The 15,559-nt window shown below is 69.1% G+C and carries 11 protein-coding genes and 2 pseudogenes; 12 read left to right on the forward strand and 1 reads right to left on the reverse strand.

All coding sequences use genetic code 11. The features are described from left to right. Window positions 1–1,104: 1,104 nt before the first annotated feature. From ABT034_RS33195 to ABT034_RS33205, 3 genes and pseudogenes are all read left to right on the forward strand, one after another. A pseudogene (locus ABT034_RS33195) lies at window positions 1,105–1,575 on the forward strand (DEAD/DEAH box helicase family protein); the annotation flags it as partial. Window positions 1,576–3,481: 1,906 nt separating this feature from the next. Next, window positions 3,482–3,985 carry an ATP-binding protein gene (locus ABT034_RS33200; RefSeq protein ID WP_351220813.1) on the forward strand — a complete coding sequence of 168 codons (504 nt, stop codon included), beginning with the start codon at window positions 3,482–3,484 and terminating at the stop codon, window positions 3,983–3,985. A 26-nt stretch (window positions 3,986–4,011) separates the two neighbouring features. After that, window positions 4,012–4,665, forward strand: a pseudogene (locus ABT034_RS33205) (hypothetical protein); the annotation flags it as partial. 437 nt (window positions 4,666–5,102) lie between these two features. On the opposite strand, the gene ABT034_RS33210 reads toward ABT034_RS33205, so the two are convergent. Next, on the reverse strand, window positions 5,103–5,957 hold the full coding sequence (locus tag ABT034_RS33210; protein ID WP_351220814.1) for a DUF4394 domain-containing protein: 855 nt from the start codon (window positions 5,955–5,957) through the stop codon (window positions 5,103–5,105). A 420-nt stretch (window positions 5,958–6,377) separates the two neighbouring features. Here ABT034_RS33210 and ABT034_RS33215 point away from each other — a divergent pair, with 420 nt between their 5' ends. From ABT034_RS33215 to ABT034_RS33255, 9 genes are all read left to right on the forward strand, one after another. After that, a complete protein-coding gene (locus tag ABT034_RS33215) occupies window positions 6,378–6,836 on the forward strand; it encodes a redoxin domain-containing protein (protein WP_351220815.1) in 459 nt (152 codons plus the stop codon). A gap of 504 nt (window positions 6,837–7,340) precedes the next feature. Next, window positions 7,341–8,906: a DUF4331 domain-containing protein gene (locus ABT034_RS33220; protein ID WP_351220816.1), complete on the forward strand. Its 1,566-nt coding sequence runs from the start codon at window positions 7,341–7,343 to the stop codon at window positions 8,904–8,906. A gap of 274 nt (window positions 8,907–9,180) precedes the next feature. After that, on the forward strand, window positions 9,181–10,338 hold the full coding sequence (locus tag ABT034_RS33225; protein WP_351220817.1) for a tetratricopeptide repeat protein: 1,158 nt from the start codon (window positions 9,181–9,183) through the stop codon (window positions 10,336–10,338). Further along, window positions 10,335–11,996, forward strand: coding sequence for a nickel/cobalt transporter (locus tag ABT034_RS33230; protein WP_351220818.1), 1,662 nt, complete (start codon window positions 10,335–10,337; stop codon window positions 11,994–11,996). The genes ABT034_RS33225 and ABT034_RS33230 overlap by 4 nt, the downstream gene beginning before the upstream one ends. A gap of 120 nt (window positions 11,997–12,116) precedes the next feature. Next, on the forward strand, window positions 12,117–12,902 hold the full coding sequence (locus ABT034_RS33235) for a ferritin-like domain-containing protein (protein WP_351220819.1): 786 nt from the start codon (window positions 12,117–12,119) through the stop codon (window positions 12,900–12,902). Beyond that, window positions 12,899–13,720 carry a ferritin-like domain-containing protein gene (locus tag ABT034_RS33240; protein ID WP_351220820.1) on the forward strand — a complete coding sequence of 274 codons (822 nt, stop codon included), beginning with the start codon at window positions 12,899–12,901 and terminating at the stop codon, window positions 13,718–13,720. Before ABT034_RS33235 ends, ABT034_RS33240 begins: the two co-directional genes overlap by 4 nt. A gap of 83 nt (window positions 13,721–13,803) precedes the next feature. Further along, complete coding sequence (locus tag ABT034_RS33245; RefSeq protein ID WP_351220821.1) at window positions 13,804–14,208, forward strand: cupredoxin domain-containing protein; 405 nt, start codon at window positions 13,804–13,806, stop codon at window positions 14,206–14,208. A gap of 89 nt (window positions 14,209–14,297) precedes the next feature. After that, window positions 14,298–14,684 (forward strand): hypothetical protein, encoded by a 387-nt coding sequence (locus ABT034_RS33250; RefSeq protein ID WP_351220822.1) that lies wholly within the window; start codon window positions 14,298–14,300, stop codon window positions 14,682–14,684. Window positions 14,685–15,062: 378 nt separating this feature from the next. Further along, a complete protein-coding gene (locus ABT034_RS33255) occupies window positions 15,063–15,458 on the forward strand; it encodes a hypothetical protein (protein ID WP_351220823.1) in 396 nt (131 codons plus the stop codon). The last annotated feature ends 101 nt before the right edge of the window (window positions 15,459–15,559 follow it).

The raw sequence follows: 15,559 nt of genomic DNA on the forward strand, positions 1-15,559 counted from the left end.
CCCCTCGCGCAGCGATGGGCAAGCGAACCACCGCGCTGCGCGCGGTGGTTACGCTCCCGCTCCGCGGGAGCGTTGGTGGGCCGCTGCGCGGCCCACTCACCTCCGGTGCTGCGCACCAGAGGTGACACTCCGTCCGCTGCGCTCCCGGAGCTGGGGGCTTCGCCCCGATAGCCGGGCTTCCGCTTCGCTTCAACCCGGGGTCGGCGGGTCCGCTGCGCTCCCCCGCCTCAACGATCCTTCCGGCTGCGCCTCCAGGATCGTGGGCCCGCTGCCGCGGGCGATGCTGGCTGCGAGGGTGGGGTGTCCGTTGGTGTCGGGTTCTGCGGTACATGGTGCGTCAGAGTTGATACACCATGTACCTTTGGCAAAAAGAGAGTAGGGGTAGAGATGGTGATTAACGAGGGAATCCCTGAAGGCCTTACCCGTAGAGCACAGTACTTTATTGGGTGCCATGGCTACTGGACCGGTCGCGGTGATGTCGAGCAGTCCAGGGCCTTTTGGCTGGATCACGGGATCCCTGGAGGCCAGATCGATCGGGTGTCCGCCTTCGAGGCTGTCTGGGGTGGCCTGACCCTTCCCCCCTCTCCTCACTATGACGGAGGCCCTCGGGCGTTCCGTGGGGGCGTTCCCGAAGGGCCGGCCCCTGACTGGCTCTTCGACGCCGGTGCGCAGCGTACGGCTCTTCCGTATTCGTTCGTGGTGGGTCCGAACGGGGAGTTCGGGCTCGAGGCCGGGAAGTGGGTGCCCTTGCATGCGAGCGTCGAGGGGTGGGTGGAAGCTTTGGCGTTGGCGGATCACGCCCGTAGATGTGCGCGCACGACCACGACGCTGACAGGCGCTGCTGTGGACGACCTGGAGCTGGACGGGTTCGAGGTCGTGCCAGAGGTCGCCGGCCTTGCGGACACCTGGTGGCGCGGCACCGACTCGCTGGTCGCCGTCTACCGCGGCGAAGCCGAAATCATGGAATCACCGCGTTGCCAGACCGCCACGATCTACGCCGGACTGGACTCGTGGGGGCTCAGAGGACTCGACGATTCGGCACACCCTCGAAATAACCTCACGCCCCGGAAACCTGAAGCCCGCCCCGGAAAAGGGAACCAGGAAATGCACGTCATCTCACTCAGAGAACACCAGGTCCATCAGAAATCTGCCTTCCGTGCATGGGTCGGATTCCCTGCAAGATCATCTGTGCCGCCGCAGGGGGCCCGGGGCACGATCGTGTCCGCGACCGGGTCGGGCAAGACGATCACCGCCGCCGCGTGCGCGCTGGAGTCGTTCGCGGACGGCCGGATCCTCGTCACCGTGCCGACCCTGGACCTGCTCGCGCAGACCGCCGAGGCGTGGCGGGCGGTCGGTCACCGAGCGCCGATGGTCGCGGTGTGCTCGCTGGAGAACGACCCGGTGCTCGGCTCGCTCGGGGTGCGGACCACCACCAAACCGATCCAGCTCTCGCTGTGGGCCGGGGCGGGGCCGGTCGTCGTGCTCGCCACGTACGCCTCCCTCGTCGACCGCGAGGATCCCGAAGACCCGACGTATGTCGCCGTCACCCGCGCCCGCCGCCTGGCCGCCATCGCCCTGCCCGAGGAAGAGACCGACGCGCTGGCGAATCTGCTGGCAGAACGGGGCGTACCAGTCCGCGTGGTCTGCCCTCGGAGGCGGCGCCCGGCCGGTGACGTCGAAAGCCGTTCCCGTCCGGCGCCCCGTGGAGGGGTCCACACCTAGGCCGGTCTTAGCGACCACACGGACGGGTGCCCGGAGCGCACACGGAGGCGCACGAACGGGTGGGACCGAGGCCGGACCGGAGCGGAGCAGAGAGCATGACAGCACGGAAGCCACGCCGAGCACCACCAGGACGAGTCGCAGGGGAGCGGCGCCGGACCGACAGGCGTCGGCCTCGGCCCAACAGGGCCGCTACAGGCATCCGCCCCGCGCCCCTTCCTCCCGATCTCTTCGACCAAAGAGCCGTACGGCGCGGAGTCGTCGGTGCTGACCAACTCTGAGCTTGGGCGCGCGCCTGCAGCCGGCGGTGCAACGTCGGTCTCCTCGGTGACCCACCGATCACTCGGGAAGGGACGCAGCCGCACCCAACCTGTCCTCTTCTCAGGGCTTGGACCTAACTCCTCGGTCCTGCCCTCACCCCGTTCCTTACCAACGAAGGGGAAACGCCGCGTCGAGGGCGGGAATCTCCAAGAAGCCTTCTCGCATGGCCTTTAGTACCGCATGACCCGGCACGTAGCGCCCCTGTCGGACGGTGGGGCCCAGGATCCGGACCTTGTCGCCCGTTCGCAGTCGAAAGACCGTCAGCCCTTGTGGAGCCGGCGCCACCAGCAGGTCGGCCAAGCGGGTGCGGCCCTCCTCGTCGCTCGCGTGATGCGTGCCAGGAATCTCCTGACCTACCGTCAGCACATGAGTGACCTCACACACCGTAGCCTCCCCTTCCCGCGGAGCCACGACGAGGAGGGAAGGGCGAGCGAGGCCGACGTACCTGCGCCCCGCGGGGCATGCGTAGAAGCCATGCGCGTGGAGGTCGGCGAGCGTGTCTGGTCGGCATGGCACGACGACCGCGTGATCGTGAAGTCTGCCGAACCACTCGTGAAGCGAACCCGGCGTCCACAGGGGTCGGCGGCGTTCGCGGGCGACGGGGTCCGGCAAAAGCCCGCGCGCCGCCATCTGCACGACAGTGCGGGAGCACCTGCCAATGATCCCAGCGACGTCCGTCACGGTCAGCAGAGGCTCCGGCCCGGATCTTTCGACGGTCAACACATTTCCTCCGCATGCAACGTGGAAGCGGTCAACCGTCGTTCGACACCCAGGCGGCAGCGGATTGGTCCGTATGCCCGGCAGAGTGGTGGCAGATCTTTCCCTGGCTGACGGGTTCCGGTGTCAGGCCTCAGAGCCGCCGTGCTGCGCACAGGTGCAATCGGGTGGTGCCTTGCCAGAACATCGGGGGAGGCGCCCGTGGTGACCAGAGCCCAGCAGGACGGCCGCCGTCGGACCACGGGTTCTCCGCAGAGCCACGCACAGGCTCACCGGCCCAGACGTTCCCAGCCTGACGGTGACGTCACGCGCTGGTCCAGTATGTCGTGCAATGCGAGCAACACCTCTGCAGGCTGCTCTTAAGCGAGCCCGACGAATCGGTCTGCGTCACCGCAGGAACACGAGTCCCGTGAGCGCCCGCCACGGAAGCCAAGGGGGAGCCGCCCTCACATTGTCGCCCGCACCGCAGACCGAGGAAACAAGGCGGCAGTCGTAGCAGAGATCCTTTCCCGCGGGACGACACCGCTTTCTTGCGATCGTTTCGCAACTGCCCCGGTGACGGATGAGCCAGCCCGGGTCTTCACTCGACAATGCCTGCTGGTTTTTGTGATGAAGTGCCATCCCTTCTCCCTTCTGCAGCGAATTCCTAATGAGGGCCCGTGGACGGCCGGAGAGCCGGTCGGGCCGCCCGGCTCACCAGTGGGCCGCTGAACGAGGAAGAGCCATGGACAGCGCATCCGTACGACCGCAGACGACGATCCACGGTCCTCTTCCGCCAGGGCCACTGGCGGCTCACGTCGCCCGCCAGGCCGTGGCGCGCATACTGGCGTCCCCTCGGGTGTCCTGCCCGGAGGGCGTGGCCGACGACATCCTGCTCATCGTGTCCGAGCTGGCCGCCAACGCGGTTCGGCATGCCGAGGGCCCCTACGCCCTCACGGTCACCGTGGAGCCCGGCCGGGCCGGCATCGCCGTCAGCGACGCCTCCTCGATCCCTCCCCGACCGCGATCGGACGGAAATCCGCTCGCCACGTCAGGGCGGGGACTGGCCATCGTCAGAATGCTCGGTGCCTTGCTGTACGCGAGTCAGTCGCCATGCGGCAAGCAGGTCATCGCAGTGATCACGTGGCACCCCCGATCCACCTCCGAGCAATCCGCCCCGCCATCAGCGACGAATAACCCAAGAAGGGACGAACACCTCCACGCGACATCGGCTCCGAGCCGGTGGTGAAACTCCCCGGAAGGGGATGCATTCCCATGACGATCAAGCATTCAACCCGTCTCTCCGCCCTCGTGGCACTGCCCGCAGCACTCGGTCTCGCCGTGGCGGCTCCGGCGTTCGCCCACGGCGAGGGCAACGGTGATTCCCAGAACCAGCAGGGCCGCAACTACCAGGTCGATCTGCGACCGCTGAACGACTCGGGCGCCAAGGGCACCGCGCAGCTCAGCCTGGAGGGCCGGCAGCTCACCGTGAAGATCGACGCGCAGGGTCTGGTCCCCGGCCAACCGCACGCCCAGCACATCCACGGCTCCACCGACGGGCACGAGCACACCTGCCCCGACCAGAGCGCGGACAAGGACGGTGACGGCATCGTCAGCACCACCGAGGGGCTGCCCGCCTACGGGGACATCAACATCTCCCTGACGACCAAGGGCGACACGTCCAAGGCCAGCGGGCTTGCCGTCGACCGGATGCCGGTGGCGGACAAGGACGGCAGGCTGTCGTACTCCCGCACGATCGCCGTGTCGCAGGCCGTGGCCGACAACATCAAGGACCTGCACATCGTGCAGCACGGCATCGACCCGAACGGCAACGGCATGTACGACTTCGGGAAGGGCAAGAGCGACCTCGACCCGAAGCTGCCTCAGGAAGCCACCGCACCCGCCGACTGCGGCACGATCAACGGCAGCCACTGACTGCCCCGACGCCGTTCGGCAAGGGGGAACCCAAGCCACGAAGGAGAGGTCGAGCCTCCGCAGGACCCCGGTGGCCACCCGCCGCCGGGGCCCTACCCTGCACGCATCCCGTACACGACTCGGGCGTCGGACCGGAGCTCGCGCGGGTCCTATAGGTGCGCGCGGACGGGTTCGGGAAGGTGCCATGCTCACTTCTGTCGTTACGGGACAAGGCCGGACCGCTTGCCACTGCGAAGCGGCCAGCCCAGGACGAGGTCATGAGCGTTGAACGTCACAACCCCAGGGGAGGGTCACTTGAGGGCTCTTGTTCTTGTACCCGGGGGCGACGAGGGCGGTGCGCCGGCTATGACGGTAGGGGCGGCGATCACGGCGGGGCTTCTTTCCACCGCAAAGGCATGCAACGTGCTGCGCGCCTTCATGCCCGGCGCATGTCAGTGCTGGTCGAGGGGGAGGGCGATGTCGAAGACCTGCCGGGAGGCAGGGAAAGTCCCCTGGAGCAGGGTCTCGCCGTCGAGGATGTTGACGGTGTAGAAGCGGTACGCCCCGGAGGTCTTCAGAGCGGCGAAGCCCTTGTTCTCACCTGTCCCGGCCTGGTAGTGGATGTCGAAACCGGCGGACGGGCCGGCGTCGACGCCGAGGTTGCCGGTCGGGGCGAGGGTGCCCGCGTTGGCAGGGGACTGGAGTGAGACGCGGTCGTTGACGGTGTCAATGTCGAACAGGGTCGTCGCGGTGCTGGGGTTGAGGTCGTTGTTCGTGTAGGCGGCGCCGGTCACCCCGAGGGCGGTGGACGGCGGCGTGGTGGGATTGGTGAGGGTGCCGTCGACGGTGGTGGTCAGAGGGGCGGCCGGGTCGTCGATGTTGTGTCGCAGGTTCTGGCCGGTGTCGCTGATGACCCTCAGCCGGTTCGCGGCGGGGTTGAAGTCGACACCGAAGCTCCTGCCGGTGAGGGAGACGGTCAGCTGGGAAACCTTGAGGGTCTTGGCGTCTTTGCCGACGGTGTAGATGCCGCCCCGGTCGCCGACCCCGTAGAGCTTGCTGTCCTGGACGCGGAAATCGATACCGATGAGCCTGGTGTCGCCCCGGAGTCCGCTGATCCGGCCCAGGCCCCATGTGTCGTCCGGTGCGTGGACGCTGAAGCCGACCAGCCGCTGGTCCGTGGTCAGTCCCACGCTGATAAGACCGCCGCCGGAGCGCCCCCATGAGCCGTCCTGGGACTGCACCGCCGCGGCAGGGATGGCGGCGGCCGCCGTGGCGGCCATAGCCAGGGTGACAACTGCAGTACGCATCGCGTCTCCGATCGTGTCGGGGTGAGCCGCCTTGCGAGCGGCGCCAGGGCAGCAGATAAGCAGACAGAAAACCGATGACGGCCTGAAAGCAAGCTGATAAAGCGCGCCGCGGCAAACGGAGCAAAAAGTCTCCTGGTCTGGAATGAACGAGCCCCGCTGTGACGGATACGGGGAGCAGGTTGTTCGTCGGCTCGAAGGTGCGTGAACCGTGCAGTCTCAAAGGCGGCCGTCGAAACCGTGACCGAGTTGGCTGAGGCCGACCCGCCCTCTGGAGATACCGGCACGTGCGGGGCCACAATGGGCGCTGGAACGTACAGCGTCGCTGCCGGCGCTTCTCGACCACAGGGCCGACATTCGGGAGTGGCCGGGGCATGGAAGTGATCCGAGACCTGGGGGCGCGCAGTGCCGGAAACACCCGAGGTGGGCGACTACGTGGGCGACTTCGCGCTCCCCGGAGGAAGCATCGAAGCGGGCCGTTTCACACGTCGGACCTACATGCTGTGCCGTCAGCGGGGGAGAGTGATGCTTCTCTTCTTCTCTCCGGCGCTGGGCCGTAGCGATCACCTCGAACGCCTCATGGCCTACGCCGACTTGCTTGCGGAGCGCCGTCAGCCCCCCGCCTGGGCACTGTGGGCCATCAGCCCTGACAGCCTCTCCTCGCAGGAGGTCACAGCTCATGCGCGCGGCCTGACGACTCCGCTGCTCGCCGACGACGATGACGGTGTGGCCAGGATGTTCGGGCTCGCCCCCGCAGACAGTGGGCGAGCGCCCGCCGTATTTCTGATCGCTCCCGACCGCACGCTGCTGTGGAAGTGCCTTTCTCCCGCGCCCGAGGCGCTCGATGTTCCCGGCCCCTTCGTCCAGGACCTCGCCCACTGAGCCACCGCACCGGTGACGGCCGCGCTACAGCTGGGGCGTGGCCCGGGCTCATCTGCCCGGTGTCGCTTGCACAGAGTCAGGGGTCTCCTCGGAGGGGTCGACTTCCCGCTGCCGGGCCGTCCTTGCGACGACGGCCACCCTCTTGTTGCGAATCACTTGCAGTAAGGGGCGCTGCTGCCTGACTGGCGTAATCACGGAAATTCGTGTCGTCGGTGTTTCCGAACCGCATTACTCTCTGCCCGCAGGCCCTCACCTGCGTGTTTGCGGTTCATTCCGTCATCGCGTCACGCTCTGCCTGGAATTGGGTCGATGATGTTGGCGCTGCGCGCATGGTTTTCTACGGCTTACGCAGCTTGCGTGTGGCGATGCACGCGATGGCAGAGCGCGGTTTCGTCGTGACAGGCCGTCCGTCCCTCGCCCACGTCACTCCCCCACGTGCTGAACCCCCATCCGCCGCCCGTACGGGCGGGCTGAAGGGTTCGCAGCCGAAAGGACCAGCCGTAGATGTCCCGTTCCAAGAGGCCCGGTAAGCGCGTCGTCGACCAGTCGCTCCTCGTCCTGGGCGCCGGCGCTCTGGCCACCGGGCTGGCGGTGCTCACCCTCGCCCCGAGCACCAGCGTCGCCTCCAGCCACCGCGAGGCCCCCCTCATCGCCGGTGACCCGCGCGCCGACAACACCGACGTGTACGCGTTCACCAGCCCCGACCGCAGTGACACGGTCACCCTGGTTGCCAACTGGATCCCCTTCGAGGAGCCCAACGGCGGCCCGAACTTCTACCCGTTCGCCGACGACGCCTGCTACACCATCAAGATCGACAACACGGGTGACGGACGGCCTGACGTCACCTACAAGTGGAAGTTCCGGAACGAGATCCGTGACGCGGCCAACCAGTTCCTGTACAACACCGGACAGGTCACGTCCCTGACCGACCCGGACCTGAACTTCCGCCAGTTCTACGACCTCACGGTCACCGACGAGCGCGGCCAGACCCGTACCCTGCTGCGGGACGCGCCCGTCGCGCCCTCGCGCACGGGCGAGGCGTCGATGCCGAACTACGGCGCCCTGCGCTCGCAGGCCGTGCTCGGTCTGCAGGGCGGCGGCAAGGCGTTCGCGGGGCAGACCGAGGACCCGTTCTTCGCCGACCTGCGGGTCTTCGACCTCCTCTACGGCGGCGACCTGAGCAAGCGCGGCCAGGACACCCTCGCCGGCTACAACGTCAACACCGTCGCCCTGCAGATCCCCAAGAAGGACCTGGCCCTGCGCGGCAACAGCACCCGCAACCCGGTCATCGGCATCTGGTCGACGACCGAGCGCCGGGGCGCCGACGTGACCGGCAAGGCCTCGGAGAAGACCAAGGACGGCTACCGGCAGGTCTCGCGGCTCGGCAACCCGCTGGTCAACGAGGTGGTCGTCCCGCTGCAGTTCAAGGACGCCTTCAACTCCATCTCGCCCGACCAGGACCGCACCGTCCAGCCGGTCGTGGACAAGGTGTACGACCCGATCCTGCCCAAGCTCATCCAGCAGATCTACGGCATCCCCGCGCCGGCCACCCCGCGCAACGACCTCGCCGAGATCTACCTCACCGGCATCTGCAAGGCGTGCGGCCCGATCAAGGCCGACCTCAACGCCCACCGGCTGAACCAGGACGCCGACCTGAGGCAGATCGTCCCCGCCGAGGAACTGCGCCTCAACATGGCCGTGGCCCCCACCGCCCGGCCCAACCGGCTCGGCGTCCTCGCCGGTGACCTGGCCGGCTTCCCCAACGGCCGCCGCCTGGCCGACGACGTCATCGACATCTCCCTCCAGGCCGTCGAAGGCGCCGCCCAGACCGGCCAGCTCGTCCCCGCCCTGGCGGAGGGCGACAAGGTCAACGCCAACGAGGTCGCCTTCGGGACGTCGTTCCCGTACGTCGCCCTCCCGCACACCAAGAACGTCAACCGTTCCGGCGGCGGGAACGGCGTCAAGCAGTCCTCGCTGAAGCCGGCCCAGGCGTCCGCCTTCGGCGCGATGGGCGCGCTGCTGCTCGGCGTGGCCGGCTACCGCACCTGGCGGCGCCGCCGCACCGCCTGACGTACACGACCTGGTGGGGCGCGGCGGTCGCCGTGCCCCACCAGGGTGCCCGCCCCGCACCCGCACGCCCGGAGGATCAGTGCAAGGCCAGAACGCCCCAGCCCCCGAGCCGCCACACAAGCGCAGACACCTGCGCGGTACGGCGGTGACCCTCGTGCTCGGGGTGGTGATGTTCGCCGTCGGAGCCGTAGGACTTACCCCGACCGGCTCCTCGCCGGCCGGATCGGCGGAAGGCGGGAAGCCGTCGACGAGTCCCGCTGCCGGGAGGGGGTCCGTGGCAGCGCTCCAGGAACGCGTACGCTCGCTCCCGAAGGATCCCGCCGGCTGGGCCGCGCTTGGAATGGCATACGTCCAGCAGGCCCGCGCCACCGCCGACCCGGCCACCTACGACCGGGCAAAGAGCGCCCTGCGGACGTCTCTGAAGCTCCAGCCGTCCGGCAACCATCTGGCCGAGACCGCGATGGGCGCGCTCGCCGCCGGGCGGCACAACTTCGAAGAAGCGCTCGACTGGGCGATGAAGGCCACGGCGACCAACCCGTACGGTCCGACGTCCCACGGCGTACTGGCCGACGCCTACACCCAGCTGGGCCGGTACGAGGACGCGTACCGGACCGTACAGCGCATGGTCGACCTGCGCCCGGACAGCGCCTCCTACGCCCGGGCCTCCTACACCTGGGAGCTACGGGGCGACGTGCGCCGGGCCCGGGATCTGATGACCCGTTCCCTCGGCGCGGCGGGGACCCTGGACGAGAGGTCCTTCGCCCGTACCCATCTGGCGCTCCTCGCCCTGGAGAACGGTGACCCGCGCACCGCGATCGCGCATGCGGACGCCGGGCTCGGGGAAGCCCCGCGCGACGCCGCCCTCCTCGAAGTCCGCGCCCGCGCCCACGCGGCACTGGGCAACGCCGAGAAGGCTGTCACCGACTACTCCGCCGCCATCGCCATCGCTCCCCTGCCGCACTACCTGCTCGGCCTGGGCGACCTGCAGCAGTCGCTCCGGCGGCCCGATCAGGCGGAAGCGCAGTACGCGGTCCTGCGCGCCCAGGAACAGATCCGCCGTGCGAGCGGCGATCCCGCCGACGTCGACGCCATCCTGTTCGAAGCCGACCACGGCGATGCCCGCAAGGCCGTCACGATGGCCGACGACGCTCTGGCGGGAAGGCCCTTCATCGCCGTCCACGACGCCTACGCGTGGGCTCTGCACCGCGCCGGCCGCGACACGGACGCCTTGGAGCACGCCGATCAGGCCCTCGCCCTCGGCACCCGCAGCGCCCTGTTCCACTACCACCGGGGAATGATCCACCGGTCCCTCGGCCACATCGCACAGGCCCGGGACGACCTCCGGCGGGCGCTGGCCATCGACCCCCGCTTCCACCCCCTGCACGCCCCCGAAGCCCGCAGCACGCTCGGCAGAATCGACGGCACCGCATGACTCCCACCCTCGCGCGCGCGACGGCCTGCGCGGCAACGGCCCTCCTCGTCGCCGGTGCCTCGGCGCCCATGGCCGCCGCGCACCCCCTCGGCAACTTCACCGTCAACCACCACACCGGGCTCGTACTCCTCCCCGACCGCGTCGACGCACGACTGGTCGTCGACCGGGCCGAGATCGCCGCCCTGCAGGAGTTCCCAGCCGTCGACCGCGACCGGAACGGCAAGATCACACCGCAGGAGTCGGAGGCCTACGCGGGCAAGAGCTGTGCCATCCTCGCCGCACAGCTGCACGCGACGGCCGACGGAGCCCCCCTCCGCTGGGCCCCGGTCACGGCCACGCTGACCCATCATCCCGGCGAGGCCGGACTGAAAACCAGCAGGCTTCAGTGCGCCCTGACCGCCACGGCCAACCTGCGCTCCCCCGCCCACATCGAGCTGCGCACCTCCTACGACACCCGGCGTATCGGCTGGCAGGAGATCACCGCCCGGGGCGACGGCGTGAGGCTCCTCGAAGCGGACGTGCCTGCCACGTCGTCCACCGACGAGCTGCGCCGGTACCCCGCGGACCCGCTGGCCACCCCGTCGGACCAGCGGACGGCGTCGCTCCGGGCCGAGCCGGGCGAGAACGGTCCGGCGGCCATCACGGGGAGCACGGCCGACGGCGCCGGCCCCTTCGGCACGATGCTGGGCAAGATCTCCTCGACCTTCGAATCCGTCGTTGGTTCGCGGGAGCTGACCGTGCCGGTCGGGCTCCTCGCCCTCACCCTGGCCATCGTGCTCGGGGCATCACACGCCGTACTGCCTGGTCACGGGAAGACGCTCATGGCCGCCTATCTCGCCGGCCGTCGAGGCACTCCGAGGGACGCGGTCACCGTCGGGGCAACCGTCACCCTCACCCACACCGGCGGAGTCCTGCTCCTCGGTCTCGTCCTGCCGCTCGCCACCCACCTGGCCGGTGAGACCATCCTGACCTGGCTCGGCATCACCAGCGGACTCCTGGTCACCGCCATCGGACTGTGGTTGCTGCGCTCCGCGCTCTCCCGCCGCAACCCCGGCCACCACCACGGTCACGGGCACCAGCACCACCACGGTCACCGGCACGGGCACCACCATCACCATGGACACGATCACCACCACGACCACGTCGACGACCACGGTCACGAGCACGGCAATCACCATGCCGGGAGCGACCCGTCACCGGTCGTCCCCGACAGCGGCCGTTCCCCCGCAGCACACGACCACGGCAGCCCCGTCGCCCTGCTGACCAGGCAGGGCAACGCACCTGCCCACACTCATCCGCACTCCCCCTCGCCCACGCGAACGACCAAGGGCGGCCTGATCGGCATGGGCATCGCCGGCGGGCTGGTCCCCAGCCCCTCTGCACTCGTCGTGCTCCTCGGCGCCGTCGCCCTGGGCCGTACCGCTTTCGGCGTCCTGCTCGTGCTCGCCTACGGACTCGGGATGGCCGCCACCCTCACAATCGCCGGGCTGCTCCTCGTACGTCTGCGCGACCGCGTCGAAGCCGGGCTGAAGGCCGCCGCGGCCGACCGCTGGAAGCGAGTACGGCGTCTGGCCCGCTACGGACCGGTCGGCACCTCGGCACTCGTCCTGGTCGTGGGCTTCGGGCTCACCGCGCGCGCCGCCATGGGCCCGTGGTGACCGACCGGGAACCCAGCCGGTGTGGGCCGTTCGCGCTGCACCGCTCGGCCGCCAGGCCGCACGTGCCGAAGTAACACATCGACGCCCGTGCCGACCAGCACGGCAGAGAGGCAGGACCTGATGGGCACAGAACACATCGACACCAGACTGCTGAGGGAGCTGACCGAGCAGTCACAGGACCTCAACAGCGACGCGCTGCGGGTCACACGCGCGGCGCTGACGGACTTCACCGAGGCCGCAGAGCCCGATCGTCGACGCTGGTGGCAGCGCCGCACCACCGTGCTCGGCGTGGCAGGCGCCGCCACGCTGCTGGGGGCAGGCCGTGCGGCGGCCGCGACCAGCGACGACATCATGGCGCTCCAGACAGCCGCGTCGCTGGAGAACCTCGCGGTGAACGTCTACCGGACCGCGGCCGGCCTGCCGTTCATCAAGAACGGCAACAAGACGGTCGTCGCGTTCATCACCAAGACCACCGAACAGCACACCGCACATGCCAAGGCGTTCAACGCGGCGGCCACCAAGGCCGGCGGGAAAGCCCAGAACGGCCCCGACCCCAAGTACGCGGCCATCGTCAAGGAGAAGCTCCCGACGATCAAGACGGCTGCGGACGTCGTTGAACTGGCCATCACCCTGGAAGACGTCGCGGCCCAGACATACACCAAAAACATCGGGCAGGTCGAGGACCGCAACCTGCGGCAGCTGTTCGCCTCGGTCGCCCCGGTCGAAGCCCAGCACCGGGCCACGCTGCTCGCCGTACAGGCGCTCCTGGCCGCGGACATGCCCGAGCTGATCGCCATCCCCACCGATGTCGCCAAGCTCCCGGCAGCCGCCGGCAGCGTGGGCTTCCCCGACGCCTTCTACCCGACCAAGAACGCCTCCCCGATCAGCGAAGGGGCCGTGAAATGAGCAGGAGCAAGGGCGGCTGGGAGCTGCCCATCAGCGAAGGCGAACTCTCCCGCCTGACCGGAGACCTGCGCGACGCCCACGAAGCGACGCTGCCGGTCATGCAGGCCTCGGCGCGTGACATGGTCCAGGGCCTGTTCGACCTCAAGCGGACCGGAGCCGAGCCCGAACCCGAGCAGACCTCCCTGGGGCGCCGGGGCTTCCTGATCGGCGCCGGCGCTTCCGCGGCCATGCTGACCCTGGCCGCGTGCGGGGGCGGCAGCTCCGACATCAAGGCCGCGGCCCCCAGCCCGTCGGGCTCACCGTCCGCGGGCACCTACACCGGTGATCTGAAGGTCGTCGCCCTGGCCGCCGCGCTGGAGAACCAGGCCGTCGGCGCCTACCAGGCCGCTCTCGCCGCAGCGAAGGCGGGCAAGCTCGGCACCGTACCCCCGGCCGTCGCTACCTTCGTCCAGACCGCCATGGACCAGCACCAGGACCACGCCGAAGCGTGGAACGCGATCCTGGCCGGGGCGGGCAAGCCGAAGATCACCGGGACCCCGCTGTCCAACCATCAGGACGTCGTCAAGGCCCTGGGCCAGGTCAAGGACGTCCCTGGGGTGGCGAAGCTGGCACTCCAGCTGGAGGATCAGGCGACCCAGACGTACGTCTTCGCCGCCTTCAACGTCAAGAACATCGACGGTGTCAACACCGCGGCAACCATCGCCCCCGTCGAAGCGATGCACGCCGCGATCCTTCACTTCGTCCTCGGCCAGTACCCGGTGCCGGACGACTTCATCGGCACCGACAAGGCCGCCAGCCCCGAACTCCTCACCGGCTGAGCTCCCCGGGCCACGTCCGGCAGCCCGGACGTGGCCCCGCCCCCGGCCGCCCGCTTCACGCACAGCGCATCCCGGAGACTCCCTTGCTCACTCGCCCCCGCCGCCGTGGACCGCACACGGTCCTGCCGCTCGTCCTCCTGTTCCTCGTCACCACACTCGCCGGCTGCTCCGACTCCGGCGGAACATCCACCCCCACCTCCCCCTCGGCATCGCCGACGTCAGTCACGCCCGCCCAAGAAGCGCGCATCGTCATCAAGAACTTCCGCTTCGAGCCATCCGACCTCACCGTCGCCCCTGGCACCAAGATCACCGTGGTGAACGAGGACTCCACACCCCACACCGTGACAGCAGAAGCCGCCAACGCCTTCGACACCAGCACCATCCAAGGCGGCAAGACGGCCACCTTCACCGCGCCGCCCACCGCCGGCACGTACCCCTACCTCTGCGACATCCACCAGTCCATGAGGGGCACCCTCACCGTCCGCTGACCCGACGGCCACGCGGCCCCCCACGCCGGAGGCGCCCCATGCCCCACGACCCGACTCGGACGAACAGCGCCCACAGGAAGCTGGACGCAGTGCTTCGCGTCCTGGCCGCAGCCGGCCTCGCCGTCGACGCCTACCTCCACGCGCACCTCGCCGAACGCTACGACGCCGTCAGCGCGACCATCAGCCAGGGCACACTCTTCAGGATCGAAGCAGCCCTCGCCGCCCTGGCAGCACTGCTCGTCATCGTCTGGCGCAGCACCCTGGCAGACGCCTTCGCCTGGACCGTCGCAGCCGGAGGACTCGCCGCCCTCCTGCTCTACCGCTACGTCGACGTCGGCGAACTCGGCCCCCTGCCCAACATGTACGAGCCCGCCTGGTTCACCGACAAGAACATCGTCGTCGCCGCACAAGTAGTCGCCCTCATCACCACAACACTCCTCCTCCTCACCCGCCGACGCAGACGGCACCTCGCCTGATCTGTACGTCACCGACAGGCTCCGTCGCCGCCGGCCACCGTTCCTCGGCAGTCGCTCCCAGGGGGCTGCGGGGCGTGGAGCGGCCCACCGTCGGGCCGACAGTGCGCGCAGAGTTCGGTGAGGTATGGGGTGTCCTGGAGGTTCAACGGGGCCTCGCAGTGATCGTGTCCGCGTCGTCCTGCAGACGGGTGCTCCGTACGGAGTAGCTCATGTGCGTGTCTCTCTGCCCAGGCGGATTCTGTGTCCATGTCGAGTCAGGAACCGCCACCGGAATGGGGACAGACACCGCCCGGTGCGGGAGGAGGGCCCCCTCCTCGCCGCAAAGGCAGGACGGGAAAGATCATTGAGCTCTCGTGCCTCTGCGTGATCGCCTTGATCGTGGCGATCATCGCCATCACCCTCGCTGCGGGAGGCGGAGACGACGAACCTGAACGCACGACGACCTCGTCCCCGAGGCGGGAGACGCCCGGCTCGGAGCGGCCTCAGGAGGAGAGCGGTGCCAGAGGTGACGTGGAGATCACCGCGTGCGTGGTGGACCCGGCCACGAAGTGGCCCAGCGCGGACCTGCTGATCACGAACCGGTCCAGCAAGGCCAGCAACTACATCGTGAACGTCGAGTTCGTCGACGCGTCGAACAAGCGGCTGAGCGAAGCACTCGCCGCGTCGAACGGTGTGGCGCCCGACCAGCAGTCCAGCGTGAAGGCCCAAGGAACGGACCAGATCGCAACCAAGATCACCTGCCGAATCACGGATGTGACCCGATACGCGTCCTGAGCGCCGCCCGGGTCGCAGACCTGCTCGATCGAAGCCGGCGCCTCGCCCTGGCCCACTCGGCATCGGGTAGGAATCGGGCGGCGAGCTCGCAGCGGGCCCGG

The organism is Streptomyces sp. NPDC002773 (genome assembly GCF_040295605.1).
Taxonomy (GTDB): domain Bacteria; phylum Actinomycetota; class Actinomycetes; order Streptomycetales; family Streptomycetaceae; genus Streptomyces.

Bases quoted from the DNA above. Each gene is read 5' to 3' on its own strand.
- ABT034_RS33200 (WP_351220813.1), top strand. From the start codon at position 3,482: ATGGACAGCGCATCCGTACGACCGCAGACGACGATCCACGGTCCTCTT.
- ABT034_RS33210 (WP_351220814.1), bottom strand. From the start codon at position 5,957: ATGCGTACTGCAGTTGTCACCCTGGCTATGGCCGCCACGGCGGCCGCC.
- ABT034_RS33220 (WP_351220816.1), top strand. From the start codon at position 7,341: ATGTCCCGTTCCAAGAGGCCCGGTAAGCGCGTCGTCGACCAGTCGCTC.
- ABT034_RS33230 (WP_351220818.1), top strand. From the start codon at position 10,335: ATGACTCCCACCCTCGCGCGCGCGACGGCCTGCGCGGCAACGGCCCTC.
- ABT034_RS33235 (WP_351220819.1), top strand. From the start codon at position 12,117: ATGGGCACAGAACACATCGACACCAGACTGCTGAGGGAGCTGACCGAG.
- ABT034_RS33240 (WP_351220820.1), top strand. From the start codon at position 12,899: ATGAGCAGGAGCAAGGGCGGCTGGGAGCTGCCCATCAGCGAAGGCGAA.